The 15,055-nt window shown below is 59.7% G+C and carries 15 protein-coding genes; 11 read left to right on the plus strand and 4 right to left on the minus strand.

Annotated elements, in window-relative coordinates; all coding sequences use genetic code 11:
- Position 1 precedes the first annotated feature (1 nt).
- Both IT895_RS02325 and IT895_RS02330 read right to left on the minus strand, forming a co-directional pair.
- Positions 2-2,518 carry a heavy metal translocating P-type ATPase gene (locus IT895_RS02325; RefSeq protein ID WP_199284581.1) on the minus strand — a complete coding sequence of 839 codons (2,517 nt, stop codon included), beginning with the start codon at positions 2,516-2,518 and terminating at the stop codon, positions 2-4.
- Positions 2,515-2,934 (minus strand): MerR family transcriptional regulator, encoded by a 420-nt coding sequence (locus IT895_RS02330; RefSeq protein WP_085918305.1) that lies wholly within the window; start codon positions 2,932-2,934, stop codon positions 2,515-2,517. The genes IT895_RS02325 and IT895_RS02330 overlap by 4 nt, the downstream gene beginning before the upstream one ends.
- Before the next feature lie 266 nt (positions 2,935-3,200).
- On the opposite strand from IT895_RS02330, the gene IT895_RS02335 reads away from it, so the two are divergent.
- The 8 genes from IT895_RS02335 (at position 3,201) to rimI (ending at position 10,948) form a co-directional block, all read left to right on the plus strand.
- Complete coding sequence (locus IT895_RS02335; protein ID WP_199284582.1) at positions 3,201-4,553, plus strand: OmpP1/FadL family transporter; 1,353 nt, start codon at positions 3,201-3,203, stop codon at positions 4,551-4,553.
- A gap of 166 nt (positions 4,554-4,719) precedes the next feature.
- A protein-coding gene (gene prfB, locus IT895_RS02340; RefSeq protein WP_139839357.1) for a peptide chain release factor 2 occupies positions 4,720-5,818 on the plus strand; the annotation gives its coding sequence in 2 pieces (ribosomal slippage) (positions 4,720-4,794 and positions 4,796-5,818; 1,098 coding nt in all).
- A gap of 32 nt (positions 5,819-5,850) precedes the next feature.
- Complete coding sequence (gene lysS / locus IT895_RS02345; RefSeq protein WP_199284583.1) at positions 5,851-7,362, plus strand: lysine--tRNA ligase; 1,512 nt, start codon at positions 5,851-5,853, stop codon at positions 7,360-7,362.
- A gap of 91 nt (positions 7,363-7,453) precedes the next feature.
- Entirely contained in the window at positions 7,454-7,840 is a 387-nt protein-coding gene (locus IT895_RS02350; protein ID WP_199284584.1) for a hypothetical protein, read from the plus strand.
- 88 nt (positions 7,841-7,928) lie between these two features.
- On the plus strand, positions 7,929-9,332 hold the full coding sequence (locus tag IT895_RS02355; RefSeq protein ID WP_199284585.1) for an MFS transporter: 1,404 nt from the start codon (positions 7,929-7,931) through the stop codon (positions 9,330-9,332).
- A 41-nt stretch (positions 9,333-9,373) separates the two neighbouring features.
- On the plus strand, positions 9,374-9,682 hold the full coding sequence (locus IT895_RS02360) for a BolA family protein (protein ID WP_085918311.1): 309 nt from the start codon (positions 9,374-9,376) through the stop codon (positions 9,680-9,682).
- Entirely contained in the window at positions 9,679-10,509 is an 831-nt protein-coding gene (locus IT895_RS02365; RefSeq protein ID WP_085918312.1) for a hypothetical protein, read from the plus strand. Before IT895_RS02360 ends, IT895_RS02365 begins: the two co-directional genes overlap by 4 nt.
- Positions 10,499-10,948: a ribosomal protein S18-alanine N-acetyltransferase gene (rimI, locus tag IT895_RS02370; RefSeq protein WP_085918313.1), complete on the plus strand. Its 450-nt coding sequence runs from the start codon at positions 10,499-10,501 to the stop codon at positions 10,946-10,948. The genes IT895_RS02365 and rimI overlap by 11 nt, the downstream gene beginning before the upstream one ends.
- A gap of 7 nt (positions 10,949-10,955) precedes the next feature.
- On the opposite strand, the gene zapB is transcribed toward rimI, so the two are convergent.
- Positions 10,956-11,138: a cell division protein ZapB gene (gene zapB, locus IT895_RS02375; RefSeq protein ID WP_085918314.1), complete on the minus strand. Its 183-nt coding sequence runs from the start codon at positions 11,136-11,138 to the stop codon at positions 10,956-10,958.
- A gap of 103 nt (positions 11,139-11,241) precedes the next feature.
- The gene (rsmD, locus tag IT895_RS02380) at positions 11,242-11,850 is read right to left on the minus strand and encodes a 16S rRNA (guanine(966)-N(2))-methyltransferase RsmD (RefSeq protein WP_199284586.1); all 609 of its coding nucleotides are present in this window, start codon (positions 11,848-11,850) and stop codon (positions 11,242-11,244) included.
- A gap of 91 nt (positions 11,851-11,941) precedes the next feature.
- Between rsmD and ftsY the strand changes: the two genes are divergently transcribed.
- The 3 genes from ftsY to ftsX are packed head-to-tail and all read left to right on the plus strand — an operon-like array spanning position 11,942 to position 15,050.
- Entirely contained in the window at positions 11,942-13,348 is a 1,407-nt protein-coding gene (gene ftsY, locus IT895_RS02385) for a signal recognition particle-docking protein FtsY (protein WP_199284587.1), read from the plus strand.
- Complete coding sequence (gene ftsE / locus IT895_RS02390) at positions 13,345-14,013, plus strand: cell division ATP-binding protein FtsE (protein ID WP_085918316.1); 669 nt, start codon at positions 13,345-13,347, stop codon at positions 14,011-14,013. Before ftsY ends, ftsE begins: the two co-directional genes overlap by 4 nt.
- Positions 14,010-15,050 carry a permease-like cell division protein FtsX gene (ftsX, locus tag IT895_RS02395; RefSeq protein WP_085918317.1) on the plus strand — a complete coding sequence of 347 codons (1,041 nt, stop codon included), beginning with the start codon at positions 14,010-14,012 and terminating at the stop codon, positions 15,048-15,050. Before ftsE ends, ftsX begins: the two co-directional genes overlap by 4 nt.
- Positions 15,051-15,055: the final 5 nt, after the last annotated feature.

Below are 15,055 nucleotides of genomic sequence, written 5' to 3' on the forward strand. Positions count from 1 at the left end.
CTCATGCAGTGTCTCCTTTGGATTGAGTGGCGCTGGTTTCCCATAGCCGCAGGCGGTTGGCGTTACTGACCACGGTGATGGACGACAGCGACATGGCCGCGCCCGCGATCATCGGTGAAAGCAGCGTACCGGTCAGCGGGTAAAGCACCCCGGCGGCAATCGGAATACACAGCACGTTGTAGCCAAAGGCACCGATCAGGTTCTGTTTGATGTTGCGCAGGGTGGCGCGGCTGATTTCGATGGCGTCGGCGACGCCATGCAGCGAGCCTCGCATCAGCGTCATGCCGGCGCTTTCGATGGCGACATCGGTGCCCTGGCCAATCGCGAAGCCGACATGGGCACGCGCAAGCGCCGGAGCGTCGTTAATTCCGTCGCCGACCATGCCGACCACTTCACCTGCCTTTTGGCGCCGCTCGATGTCGGCGTGCTTGTCTTCGGGCAGCAACCCGGCGCGATAATCGTCGATGCCGACCTGGCGGGCAATGGCGGCAGCCGTGTGGGGGTTGTCGCCGGTCAGCATGACCACGTTCAAACCGTCATCCTGCAGCCGTTTGACGGCGGCAACGGCATCGTCACGCAGCGGGTCGCTGATGCCGAAGAGCGCCGTCAATTGCCCGTCCAGAGCAAAATACACCAGCGTGCGAGCTTTCTCTTCCAGTTCGCGGGCGTTTTCCTGACGTGCGGAAAGGTCGACCCCGGCATTTTCCATCAGGCGTGCGTTGCCGAGCAGCAGTGACTTCCCGTCGGTGGTTTGCGCTTTGACACCGCCCCCGGTGACGCTGTCGAAGTCCTGAATCCCGGCAGCTTCAGCGTCATGCTCGTCGGCATAGGCCATCAATGCCGCTGCCAGTGGATGCTCGGAGCCGCGTTCCAGGGCAGCGATATAGCCAAGCGTTTTGGCCGTCTCTTCGCCCAGCAATTCCGCCTCTGTGACACGGGGCTTGCCTTCGGTGAGCGTGCCGGTCTTGTCCACGACCAGCGTGGTCAGTTTGCTGGCGGTCTGCAGGGCGTCGCCGTTTCTCACCAGCACGCCGTGTTCAGCAGCCTTGCCCACGCCAATCATGGTAGAAATCGGCGTGGCCAGGCCCAACGCGCAGGGGCAGGCGATAATCAGCACGGTGGTGGCCGTCACCAGCATGTGAATGACCCGCGGCTCGGCGCCGACATTGAACCATATCAGTGCGGTAAGCACGGCGATGATCATCACCGAGGGGACGAAAATACTCGACACTTTATCGGCCAGCTCGCCGATCGGCGGGCGCGAGTTTTGTGCGCTGGCGACCTGTTCGGTGATCTGGCCCAAACGGGTGTCGGCGCCCACTCTTGTGGCGCGGTACACCAAGCCTCCTTTGCCATTCACCGTCCCGGCGCTGACCTCATCTCCCTGGCCCTTTTTCACCGGTTCGGGTTCGCCGGTGAGCATGGATTCGTCGATGTGGCTGGCGCCTTCCACGACGTCGCCATCCACCGGCAGCCGCTCGCCGGGGCGAACGCGGATCTGATCGCCTTCGCGTACCGCATCGATGTCCACCTCACGTTCTTCGCCGTCCCGGATCACCCTTGCGGTGCGGCTTTGCAGGTCGAGCAGCCGTTTTAGCGCATCGCTGGTTCGCCCGCGTGCTTTAAGCTCCATGGCGTTGCCCAGCAGAATCAGGCCGATCACCATGGCAGAGGCTTCAAAATAGATGCCGCGGGCGACCTCGGGTAGCCACGGGGCAAACAGCACGACCACCATCGAGTAGAGCCAGGCGGTACCGGTGCCCATGGCCACCAGCGTGTCCATGTTGGCTTGATGGTGCTTGAGGTTTTTCCAGGCGTTGACAAAAAAGTGACGACCTGGAAACGCGAGTATAGCCAGTGTCAGCAGCCCGACCACCAGCCAGAACAGCCGCCCGGTGCCCATTGGATGTGGGTGATAGACGAACATGCTGAGCATCAGCGGAACGGCAAGCGCCAGCGACCAGGCGCTGCCTTTCAAGCGGCGCTTGTAGTCATGGGCTTCCTGTTCTGAGCGTGTTCTTTCCGCTTCACGCATATCGACAATGGGCTCAGCGCCGTAACCCACCGATTCCACGGCCGCTATCAGGGACTGCTGATCGGCAGCGCCAAAAATCTGCGCGGTATGCGTGCCAAAGTTCACGCTTGCGTTGTCGACACCCTCGGTACGCTCCAGCGCTTTCTGAACGCTTTTCACGCAGCTGGCACAGGTCATGCCGCTGATCGCCAGGCGGGTTTGATGCTGGCTGCCCTGAGGCGCACTTTTGGCGGGCATGGCGTCAGTCGTCTGGTCTCGTTGCTCGTCCGGCGTCTCGGCCGTACCGGGCGGGTAGCCTGCTTGGCGCAGCGTCTGGTCGAGGCGGGTGTCGTCCAGCGTGGTGGTGACCTCAAGGCGTTTTTCACCTGGTGCGCCTACCACGTCAGCATCGCTGTCCTGTTGCTGAATCGCCTCACGCATGCGCGACACGCATCCCTGGCAGTTCATGCCGGGCACTGTGCGTATCAGAATGTGCTGGCTCATTTTACCTCCTGCTTCTCAGGGAAGCTTTCGATCAAGCGGCAAAGGCTGTGGCCGTCCGGCGTACCGTCAGGCATATGCTGCCAGCTTTCCAGAGCTTGCTCCATGCGCTGGGCAAGCGCTTCAAGCTCCTGGATCTGCGCACGAATTTGCGGCAGCCGGTTGGCCAGCAGGTCGCGCACCAATGGGCAGGGAGAGTCACCCTGGTCGGCGTGAGCGAGGATGTCGCGAATTTCAGCCACGCTGAACCCGAGCTTGCGCGCCCGCTGAATAAACAGCAGCCGTTCGAGGTCCGTCGCGGAGTAAAGCTGATAGCCGTTATCGGGATGTCGCTTGGGTGCAAGCAATTGCTCCCGTGTGTAATGACGCACCGTTTCGGCGGTGACGCCACCGCGTTTTGCCAGCTCGCTGACCTTCATTGTGCGCTCCCGTGGAAAGTGTTGATGACTAGTGATAAGTCTAAAACCTGTGGGTAACACAAAGGTCAAGGCCAGGCGAGAAAATAGCCTGAAACGGTTAAAACAATGATTTAAAACGTACGTGCGACTAATGTATAAGGCAAAAATAAAATAAAACGCTCGTTTGCCCTTGAACCAACCGGGCTTTTGGGCCAAAACTGACGTGTACAAAAAAAGTATGACGGATGAGCAACATCGCGTCGGATCATTGGGAAAAGAGGCCCTCTATGCACAATAAATTTAACAAGCTCACCCTGGCAGTCGCCGTTGCCACTGCCGCCTTTGCCAGCCAAGCCCAGGCGGGTGGCTATCAAATCAACGAGCAGAGTGTCAGCGGCCAGGGCTACGGCCACGCGGGACGCAGCTCCAATGTCGAAGATGCGACCATCGTGTTCGGCAACCCTGCCGGTATGTCGTTTCTGGATCGCGCGCAAATTTCAGTGGGGGGAACGTATCTAAACGTTGATAGTGAGCTTTCTAATGTAGAAGCTAATCGCACCTTGGATGCAGGCGTCGCCCAAGGCGGAGCCCCTACGGGCAACCAAATTCCAGTAGGCAGCATCCCTGGGGGTAACGAGGGCGATATGGTGCCTGGCACCGCCATTCCCTATGCGTTTTATGCCCATCCGGTCAATGACAAACTGGCCTTTGGTTTTGGTGTTTACGCACCCTTTGGCTCCAAGACTGATTACGAAGATGATTTCCAAGGTCGTTATTTTGGTGACTACACCGAAGTCACTGTCATAAGTGCTCAACCAACGGTTTCTTATCGGTTTAATGATCAGTGGTCGGTGGGTGCCGGGATTACTTATAACCAAGTGGAGGGGGAGCTTCGTCGTCAGCTTCCCTCTGAGGCAACTTTTAACCCCAACGCTGATATCGACTCCCGTGTTGACGGTGAAGATGAAGCCTGGGGCTACAACCTCGGGGTGATCTATCAACCGGTGCCTGAAACGACTCTAGGTTTAACCTATCGCTCGAAGGTGGACTATGAGCTGGAAGGCGACTTTAGTGCTACTGCCCCAGCGGGTAATGTGGTTCGCTCAAGCGCCGCCAACCTGGATCTGACGACGCCTGAAACGGTCAACTTCTCCCTGACGCAACAGATGACTGATCGTTTGAAATTGATGTTCGGCGCCTCCTGGGTGCGCTGGAGCCAGTTCGAGGAAATCCGCGTCGTGGATGATCAGGGCGGCCTGATTACCAATGAGGAGCAGAATTACTCCAACGCCTGGGCGTTTGCCACCGGTGGCGAGTACCAACTGACGCCCACCTTGGCGCTGCGTGCAGGGGTAACCCTGGACATGACGCCGACCAATGATGACGATCGAAGCGTACGTATTCCTTCCGATGATCGCCGTATCTTCTCGTTGGGTGCAGGCTGGACCCCAACCGATGATTTGACCATCGATGTGGCCTACTCGTACCTGTCCGAGCGTGGCACCTTTGTTGAACAAGATCGCCAGGATTTGTTAGCTAGCCAGCAGACAGGTGGCCAGCCGGTTGGTGGCGCCACTTACTCCGCCGACTACAAAAATGAAGCCCATGGCTTCGGTGCTCAGCTGACCTACCGCTTCTAATGCGTTAGTCAATAGCAGCGACCCCAACCCGGCCTCGGCCGGGTTTTTTGCGTAGGGTCGATGTTGAGGATGGATGCGGTAAGCGCTGGGTTTCGTTACAATGCGCTTCTTTCTTGTGAACCTTTTCACTGACCTGATCTTTTACTGACCAATACCAAGGTATTCCATGTTGGAAACTAACCCGATTCACCTCCAGATCAAGGACCTGTCTGAACGGACAGAGGTTCTTAGGGGGTATCTTTGACTACGCCGAGAAGCAGGATCGGCTAGAAGAGGTCACCCGCGAGCTGGAGGACCCCAATGTCTGGAGCGACCCGGACTACGCGCAGAAGCTCGGTAAAGAGCGTGCGTCCCTCGAGGCGATCGTGGCCACCATTGACGACCTTGAGCAGGGGCTGGGCGATAGCCGGGACCTGCTCGAGCTTGCCGAAATGGAAGATGACGAAGGCACCGTCGACGAGGTGCGCAAAGAGCTGGATAACCTGCAGGCCAGCCTTGAAAAGCTCGAGTTTCGCCGTATGTTTTCCGGCGAAATGGACGAGAACAACGCCTACCTGGATATTCAGTCGGGGTCGGGTGGTACGGAAGCCCAGGATTGGGCGAATATCCTGCTCCGCATGTACCTGCGTTGGGCAGAAAGCCACGGTTTCAAGACGGATATCATCGAGATTTCAGCCGGCGATGTGGCCGGCATAAAATCGGCGTCGCTGCATATCCAGGGGGAGTACGCCTTCGGCTGGCTGCGTACCGAAACCGGCGTTCATCGCCTGGTGCGCAAAAGCCCGTTTGACTCTGGCGGTCGCCGCCATACCTCCTTTGCGTCAGTGTTTCTGTCCCCGGAAATTGATGACAGCTTCGAAGTGGATATCAACCCGTCGGATATTCGCGTGGATACCTACCGTTCAAGCGGTGCGGGCGGTCAGCACGTTAACACCACCGACTCAGCGGTGCGCATCACCCACGAGCCCAGCGGCATTGTGGTGGCATGCCAGAGCCAGCGTAGCCAGCACGCCAACCGCGACTTCGCCATGAAACAGTTGAAGGCGAAGCTGTGGGAACACGAGATGCAGCGGCGTAATGAGGCCAAGCAGCAGGCGGAAGACGCCAAATCCGACATTGGCTGGGGCAGTCAGATTCGCTCCTATGTGCTTGACGACCAGCGCATCAAGGATTTGCGTACCAACGTCCAGTCCAGCAACTGTGAAAAAGTGCTCGATGGCGATCTGGACCAGTTTATCGTCGCCAGTCTCAAGCAGGGTTTGTAATTTTCAGGGTTTGATCATTAATAGGGTGCCCGATGGCTAATCAAGACGCGTCTTCTCTCGATAACGAAAACCACCTGATTGCGGAGCGCCGGGCCAAGCTCGCGGCCCGCCGTGAGCAGGCGGCTGAGCAGGGCAAGAGCGCTTTCCCGAACGATTTCCGCCGCGATAGCTTAACCGTTGAGCTGCAAAACGCCTTTGGCGATAAAGACAAGGCCGAGCTTGAACAGCTGGATCACCACGCGTCAGTAGCGGGTCGCGTAATGCGCCAACGAGGCCCCTTCATTGTTATTCAGGACGTGGCCGGGCAGATCCAGCTCTACGTTGATAAAAAAGGCCTGCCTGCCGAGGTGCTGGAAGACGTTAAAAGCTGGGACATCGGTGACATCGTCGCTGGCCACGGCCCCGTGCACAAGTCCGGCAAGGGCGATCTGTACGTGATGATGAAAGAAGCGCAGCTGCTCACCAAAAGCCTGCGTCCGTTGCCGGATAAATTCCACGGCCTGACCGACCAGGAAGCCCGCTACCGCCAGCGCTATGTCGATCTGATCATGAACCCGCAATCGCGCAAGGTATTCGAGACCCGCGCGGCGGTGATCAGCTCCATGCGCCGTTTCTTCGAAGCGCGCGGCTTCATGGAAGTCGAAACGCCGATGCTACAGCCGATTCCTGGCGGTGCGGCGGCGCGTCCGTTTATCACCCACCATAATGCGTTGGATATCGACATGTATCTGCGTATTGCCCCGGAGCTTTATCTCAAGCGCCTGGTGGTGGGCGGCTTTGAGAAAGTCTTCGAAATCAACCGTAATTTCCGCAACGAAGGGCTTTCGACACGGCATAATCCAGAGTTCACCATGGTCGAGTTCTACTGGGCCTATGCGGATTACCACGACCTGCTGGATATGACCGAAGCCATGCTGCGCACGGCGGCTCAGGAAGTGCTGGGTACCACCACCATTGACTACCAGGGTGCCCGTTACGACTTCGGCAAGCCCTTTGCCCGCTTGACGCTGCGCCAGGCAATTCTTGACCACGGTGATGGCATCATCGATGCGGACCTGGATACATTGGACGCTGCCCGTGCCTTAGCCGAAAAACTGGGCATCAAGGTCAAGGAGAGCTGGGGGCTGGGTAAGGTCCAGACGGAAATCTTTGAAGAAGTGGCCGAACACAAGCTCGACCAGCCGACCTTTATCACCGAATATCCGGCCGAGGTCAGCCCCTTGGCGCGGCGTAACGATGCCAACCCGTTTGTGACGGATCGCTTTGAGTTCTTTGTGGGGGGGCGCGAGATCGCCAACGGTTTCTCGGAGCTTAATGACGCCGAAGACCAGGCTGAGCGCTTCCGCGAGCAGTCAGCGGAAAAAGACGCCGGCGACCTTGAGGCCATGTACTACGACGCGGATTACGTGCGTGCGCTGGAGTATGGCCTGCCGCCAACGGCTGGCGAAGGCATCGGCATCGACCGTCTGGTGATGCTGTTTACTGACAGTCCTTCGATTCGCGACGTTCTGCTATTCCCGGCGATGCGCCCAGAGGCGGATTAACGCCAGCTAACTGTGCGATTGTGGACGAAAAGTTGGTAAGGGCGCGATTAAGCGCCCATAATGACCACGTTTCGACGGCGAGGAGAATCCCATGAAACTGCTAAATCGCTCCGCTCTGAGCGTCAGGCCGACCCAGCCCTTTGTGGACTGGATCAATGCGCTCGAACCCACCATGGGAGACGACGACCTGACCCTGGACGACGTCGAACGTGAAAGCACGGTGTATCTGATCCCCGAGATGGATACGCCCGAGGCGCTCGAAGCCTTTGTTCGTGAACGCTACTCGGAAATTCTGGAAACCGAACTGCGTGCCTGGGAAGAGGACGAACGCCAGTGGCCCGACACGCTTGACTGGTCGCTGTTTCAAACCTTCCTGCGCATCGAGCATAGCTACCTCGCCATCGATCTTGACGACGACACGGCCCTGGAAATATCCGATGTTGATGACGCCTTGCTGCTTGATAACGAACTTGATTAGTGCGCTGTGATTGTTATTCAAGTTTCTTGTAAAACCGGCTTTTGGCCGGTTTTGTTGTTTCCAAAGGGCTGTTCAGGAACGGAACACCATGCGACTGTTTGAAACCCGACCCGGTGACGATGGCCTGCCAGGGGGCGAGCGCGCCTTGGCTGTCCTGGCATTGGTGACCGGTACCTTGATGGCGGTTGTCGATACCACCATGATCAACCTGGCCCTGCCGACCATTGCGGCAGACCTTGATGTGTCAGCCTCCCGATCGGTGTGGATCACCAATGTGTTCCAGGTGGTCTGTGCGGCTTTTCTGCTGGTGTTTGCCGGTATCAGCGAACTGGTGACGCGTCGGCGGCTGTACCTGTTTGGCTTGACAACCTTTGTCATCGCCGCGCTGGGGGCCGCCCTGTCGCGGAGCCTGGAAACGCTGCTGGTGTTTCGTGCGCTGCAGGGCCTGGGAGCGGCGGCGACGCTGTCCATTGGCCCATCGCTTTATCGGGCGATTTTTCCGTCGCGGTTGCTGGGAAGTGCGCTTGGGTTGAGCGCCCTGGTGGTGGCCGGTGGCTATGCCGCGGGCCCCACCCTAAGCGGTGTGATCTTGTCGTTTGCCGACTGGCCCTGGCTGTTCGCGCTGAATGTGCCACTGGGGGTGTGTTCATTGTGGCTGGCAAGCCGAGCGCTGCCCAGGGAAACACCGCGCCAGGGGAGTTTCGATATCCTGGGCGCGCTGCTCTCGATGTTGATGCTGGCGAGCTTTTTCCTGGCCATGGATGCCGTGGGTCACGCGGCTCCTCTGTGGCAGAGTGCGGGTTGGGGCCTGCTAGCGGTGATCGCCGGTGGCTTGTTTATTGCCCGCCAGCGGCGCGCTCCCTATCCGTTATTACCGCTAAGCGTGTTTGCAGAAAAGCGCTTCACGCTGGCCGTGTCGGCCTCGGGGCTGGCATTTATCGGTCAGGGGCTGACATTCGTCGCGCTTTCGTTTTTCTACCAGGAGCAGATGGGCTTTACACCGCTGGAAACGGCCTGGCTATTCACCCCCTGGCCGCTGGCCATCATGGTCGTCGGGCCACTAGCCGGGCGGCTGGCCGACCGAATTAACCCCAGCCTGCTTTCCAGCACGGGGCTGGTGCTGTTGATTGTCGGCCTGATTGCCCTGGCATTCGTCGATGAATCGACCGGTGTGACGGGCAGTTTATGGCGTACGGCGCTGTGCGGCATCGGATTTGGCCTCTTCCAGCCGCCCAATAACCGCGAAATGATGAGTAGCCTGCCGCCCGAACGCAGCGCCAATGTATCGGGTGTGATGAGTACCACGCGAACGGTGGGGCAGTCGGTGGGGGTTGCGCTGGTGGGCGCTGCGCTGGCACTGGGTGCTCCCGTGCAGGTCACGTTATGGCTGGGGGCTGCCACCACATTGTTGGCGCTGCTGGCGAGCCTTTCGCGGGTGTCGCTGGCGCGGCGAGCGCTGGTTGCGCGTCGGGCATCGTCTGGCGGCCAGTAAGCGCGTACAATGGAAGGGTTTCCGACCTAAGGAGAGCCTCCATGACGCTGCAGGCACAGATAGAGCAGAAGTTAGCGGCGCTAGCGCCCGACGTGCTGCAGGTAGAAAATGAAAGCCATATGCACAACGTCCCCGCGAATTCTGAAACGCATTTCAAGGTGACGTTGGTGAGCGACACCTTCGACGGCCTGATGCCCGTCAAGCGCCACCAGAAAATCTATGCGCTGCTGGCCGACGAGCTATCCGGCCCGGTGCACGCGCTAGCCCTTCACCTGTATACCCCTCATGAATGGGAAGTGCGCGGCGGTCAGCGCCCTGACTCGCCCAACTGCCGAGGGGGCGGGCAGTGACCCCAGAGGTTGTCCGCCGACATTACCTCGAGGCGATGGGGATTACCGCTTGGGCATCGCGCTATCAGTTGCCTAACGCGCGGCCCACGGAAACCTGTGAGTGGGATGACACCCCTGCAACGCCCACGCCGCCGCGCGAGCGTCTTCAGGCCCTTTTGGATGATGTGCCCGCGCCTCGCTCGGCGCCTGCGGAAGCGCAGACCGCCTCAGACGAAGTGACGGCATCGCCGGCGGCCGTGCGTGCCCTGTTGGAAGAGCACCAGGCCCCTCTCAGTAAGCCAGAAGCAGCAGCCCCCGCCGCCGTACCCACGCCCAGCGAAGCGCCGGTGGCCAAGGAACCGCTGCAGTTTGGCGTGTCGTGTGTGTGTATCGGCAGGCGCTGGCTAAGCATCCATGCGGGTGAGATCGATGCTTCTGAGCAGCGCCTGCTCGCCAATATATGCCAGGCGGTGGGGCTTGCCGGTGGGTCGCTGCCGGAGGTGATGTTCTTCAAGTGGCCGCCCATGGCCAACGCCTTTGAACCAGAAGACCCCCTCGAAGAAGCGCGCGAGGGGGTGAATGCGTTTATCAGCGGGGCGGCCATCCGCCAACAATGGCAACTGGAAAAAATTCTTTTGTGGGGGGCTGACGCCACCGACCCGGATAGCGCCTCGCTTGCCAAGGTGCTCGACGTTGATAACCAGCAAAGCCGCACGCTGGAGCTGCCGGTATGGCAGGCACCGTCGTTGGCCACGCTGCTGCACAGTGCCGATGCCAAGCGCAACTTATGGCCTGCGTTGCATGCTCTGGCGCAAGATTGGCCGGTACCGGATCGAGATGATCACTGAGCTGAGTCAACGTGACTTCCAGTTACTGGCAGCGCTTGAAACGCGCGCCCTGAGTGGCGTCAGTATCGCGTTGCTTAGGGAGGCCTTGGTGGCGGATACGGCCTGCGTGCTGGGCGACTGGCAGGAAAGCCAGTTGACAGGCTACGCGCTGCTGGCCCGATTACCCTTCGACGCCGAACTGCAAGCCATTGGTGTGCTGCCGGAGCAGCGTGGGCACGGCATCGGCGGTCAGTTGCTCAAGGCCGTATTCGCCGTCGCCGCTCGCTGGCAAAGTGAGCGGGTGCTGCTGGAAGTGCGTGAAAGCAACGCAGCGGCGATTCGGCTGTATCAAGGCGCTGGCTTTCAGCAGGACGGCTATCGGCGAGACTACTACCCGGCAGCCGAAGGGGCTGCCGGGCGTGAGAGTGCGCTGTTGATGTCACGCTCTGCTCAGGGCTGATATTGCCTCAGGATGGGTCGTCATCAAATTTAGTCAGCAGGGCGCTCAGGCGACGCTCCCATTCTTCGTGTTCCTGCTTGAGCTGGGTGTTTTCATTACGTAGTGTCTCGTTTTCCAGCTTCATCATTTCCAGCGCCTCGACGGTATCGGTAACGCGCTGCTCAAGCTGATTGAATAACTCTAGGCTCATGCCCACCTCCAGATCAAAACAAGCGACATGCTTGCCTGTAAAACAAACGGTTAAAAATAATGGGGCGAGCGTAACGCCCGAACTGCAAAGCCGCAAGCGCTGATTATGGGGCGCGGCGTTGATATAGCCTGGCGGTGCTTTCCCCCGCCTGGGTCTCGCGGTGCAGCACCCAGTGCGTGGGTACGTCCGGTATCAGGTCGCGCTCGGTCTCCAGGTAAACCATGGCCTCCGGTGCGAGCCAATGGCCAGCTTCAAGGGTAGCGCAGCACTCGGCTACCCAGCCCTGATAAAACGGTGGATCCAGAAAGACGATATCGAAATACTGGGCCGGTTGCATGAGAAAGGCCTGGGCATCCCTAACAACGACATCACCTTGGTGGGTTTTGAGTGTTTCAAGGTTGCGGGTAATGTGGGCGGCCACCTGGCGGTCACTTTCGACGAAGGTGACCTGGGCCGCCCCGCGTGAGATGGCTTCAATCCCAAGCGCGCCGGTGCCGGCGAAAAGGTCGAGTACCTTTTTTCCGTAAAGCGCCTGGCCAAGCCAGTTGAACAGCGTTTCACGCACGCGGTCCGGGGTGGGCCGCAGGCCTGGCTTGTCGAGGACCGGCAGTTGGCGGCGGCGGAAATCACCGCCGATAATGCGTAGCTTACCCAGCGGCTTGGCAGCCGAACGGCGCGACGAGGGTGGGCGAGTGGAGCGGTTTCGAGTCATAACGCGGATTGTAGCGGGCTAGTTATCCAAAGTCTTGGTTGGCGGTGGTAGGATAATCCCATTCTTTACCTTTTTCAGTCGGATGACATCCATGTTTGGTTTTTTTAAGCGTAAACAAAAGCAGGATTCCCAGCAGGAAGCGCAGGACGAGTCTCAGGTCGACCCCTCCCAGGAGCAGGCGACTGATGAGCCGAAAGACGATGATCAGGCACCCGAACATGCCCGCCGCGAGGAAGTCGACGTTGACGAGCGTCCGTCTGCGCCTGACTCTGTGCCAGAGCCAGAGCCAGAGCCAGAGCCAGAGCCAGAGCCAGAGCCAGAGCCAGAGCCAGAGCCAGAGCCAGAGCCAGAGCCAGAGCCAGAGCCAGAGCCAGAGCCAGAGCCAGAGCCAGAGCCAGAGCCAGAGCCAGAGCCAGAGCCAGAGCCAGAGCCAGAGCCAGAGCCAGAGCCAGAGCCAGAGCCAGAGCCAGAGCCAGAGCCAGAGCCAGAGCCAGAGCCTGCGTCAGTTGAAAAACCGGCGCTGCAGGAGAAACCGTCTGCTGACAAAGGCGGGAAAAAAGGCTGGCTGTCGCGTATCAAGTCAGGCCTCGGCAAAACCCGCGCGAACCTGACCGACGGCATTGCCGATCTGTTCCTGGGCAAAAAGCAGATCGACGACGAGCTGCTAGAAGATCTTGAAACCCAGTTGCTGATGGCCGACGTGGGCATTGAAGCGACCAGCGAGATTATCGAGCGGCTTGAAGCCCGGGTCTCGCGCAAAGAGCTGAAGGATCCCGAGGCCCTTTACCGTGGTCTGCAGGAAGAGCTGGCGGCCATGCTTGAGCCGGTCACCATACCGCTGAGCTTTGAAAAAGCCAGCGACGGTCCCTTCGTGATATTGGTCGTTGGCGTCAACGGTGTGGGCAAGACCACCACGATCGGTAAACTTACCCAGCGTTTTCAGCGTGAAGGCAAAAGCGTCATGCTGGCGGCCGGGGACACCTTCCGTGCCGCCGCCGTGGAGCAGCTCAAGGTATGGGGAGAGCGCAATAGCGTACCGGTCATTGCCCAGCACACAGGGGCCGACAGTGCCTCGGTGATTTATGACGCGGTGGCGGCGGCCAAGTCGCGCGGTGTTGATGTGTTGATCGCGGATACGGCAGGTCGTCTGCACAACAAGGGCCACCTGATGGAAGAGCTGAAAAAAGTCCACCGGGTGATGAAAAAGATCGATGAGTCTGCGCCTCACGAAGTGATGCTGGTGCTGGATGCGGGCACCGGGCAAAACGCCATTTCCCAGGCCAGTACCTTCAACGAGGCCGTGCCGGTCAGCGGTATTACGCTGACCAAGCTGGACGGCACCGCCAAGGGCGGGATTATTTTCGCCCTGGCGAAGCAGCTCAATACGCCGATCCGCTTTATCGGTGTCGGCGAAGGGCTGGATGATCTGCGGCCCTTCGAATCGAAAGACTTTGTCAACGCGCTGTTTGACCGCCAGGGAGACGATGCCAACCCATGATCGCCTTTGAGCATGTGGGTAAACGCTACGGAGGGCGCTTCGAGGCGCTATCGCACCTTAACTTTCGCGTAGCGCGGGGCGAGATGGTGTTTCTTACCGGCCACTCCGGCGCGGGCAAGAGTTCGCTGTTGCGCTTGGTCATGCGCCTAGAGAAGCCGAGTCGGGGGCGCGTGGTGGTGGCAGGGCACGATATTGCCCAGTTGCATGCCAGCCAGGTGCCGTTTTACCGGCGCCAGATTGGTGTGGTCTTCCAGGATCACCAGTTACTGTTTGACCGCAGCGTGTTTCACAACGTCTCGCTACCCCTGGATATCCAGGGCATCGAACCCCGCGAGTCGGCCCGTCGCGTGCGTGCAGCCCTGGATAAAGTCGGGCTGTTGCACCGTGAGAAAGCGTTACCCATTGAGCTTTCCGGCGGTGAGCAGCAGCGCGTGGGTATTGCCCGCGCCGTCGTCAACAAGCCGGCCCTGCTGCTCGCCGATGAGCCGACGGGCAACCTGGACCCCCAACTGTCCGCTGACATCATGGGATTGTTTGAAGACTTTAACCGGATTGGTACGACCGTCATGATTGCCAGTCACGATCTGGCGTTGATCGCGGGATTGCAGCATCGGATCATACGCCTGCGCGATGGCCGTCTGGTAGCGGACGAGGGGGCCGCATGAAACGACCCACCGGTATCAAACCCAAAGGCGCCGCGCCTCGCTCGGGGCGTCCCCGTGCGGCGACCAAGGAAGCCCAGCGCCCTCAAAAACAGGGCGCGCGATCTCAGCAGCCGCGCCGTTCTAGCCGCCTGCGCGCCTGGGGTAGGCACCACCGGGCAATGGCGCTCGACAGCCTCCAGCGACTGATTCGCTACCCGCTGGGCAATTTACTGACCATGCTGGCAATCGCCATCGCGCTGGTGCTCCCCGCCGCGCTGTGGTTAACCCTGGACAGTGCCCGGCTGCTGGATGCTGAGCTGGACGAAAGCGCCACCCTCACCGTTTACCTTGAAACCGGCGTTGAGACGCCAGAGGCCGAACGCATCGAGCAGGCCGTCAGCGCTGATGACGATGTGCATAGCACTCGGTATGTCAGTGCTGAGCAGGGCATGGCTGATTTTCAGCAATCGCTGGGCGTTGAGGATGCGCTATCGGGGCTTGATGATAACCCTCTGCCGCACAGTATCGTGGTGCGCCCGGGTAGCGTTGATCCTGAACTTATGCAGACACTGGCTGAGCGGTTAGGCGACATGACGGGTGTCGACGAAGTGCGCCTCGATCTGGCCTGGGTGGAGCGCCTGCGCCACTTGGCGGCGTTGGGAACGCGCGTTGCGCTCGCACTGGGGGTCCTGTTTGGCCTCGGGGTTTTGTTGGTAGTGGGCAATACCATCCGGCTATCGGTGGAGAGCCGGCGCCGTGAAATTGAAGTGGTGATGCTGATAGGCGCGACCCATGCGTTTGTCAGGCGTCCCTTCCTTTACAGCGGCGCCTGGTACGGCGTTGGTGGCGGTGTACTGGCACTGGGGCTTCTGTCGTTGGGTAACCACTGGTTATCAATGCCGGTGGCCGCCTTGGCGGAAAGTTACGGCGCCAGCTTTTCGTTGCCCCGATTGGACTTCACAGGCTCCACAATTTTGCTATCTTGCAGTACACTACTTGGCTGGCTGGGCGCATGGCTTGCCGTGTCCCGGCATCTTGCCAGTATCCGTCCGCGCTGAACGGC

The organism is Halomonas sp. A40-4, from assembly GCF_015767635.1.
GTDB lineage: Bacteria > Pseudomonadota > Gammaproteobacteria > Pseudomonadales > Halomonadaceae > Vreelandella > Vreelandella janggokensis.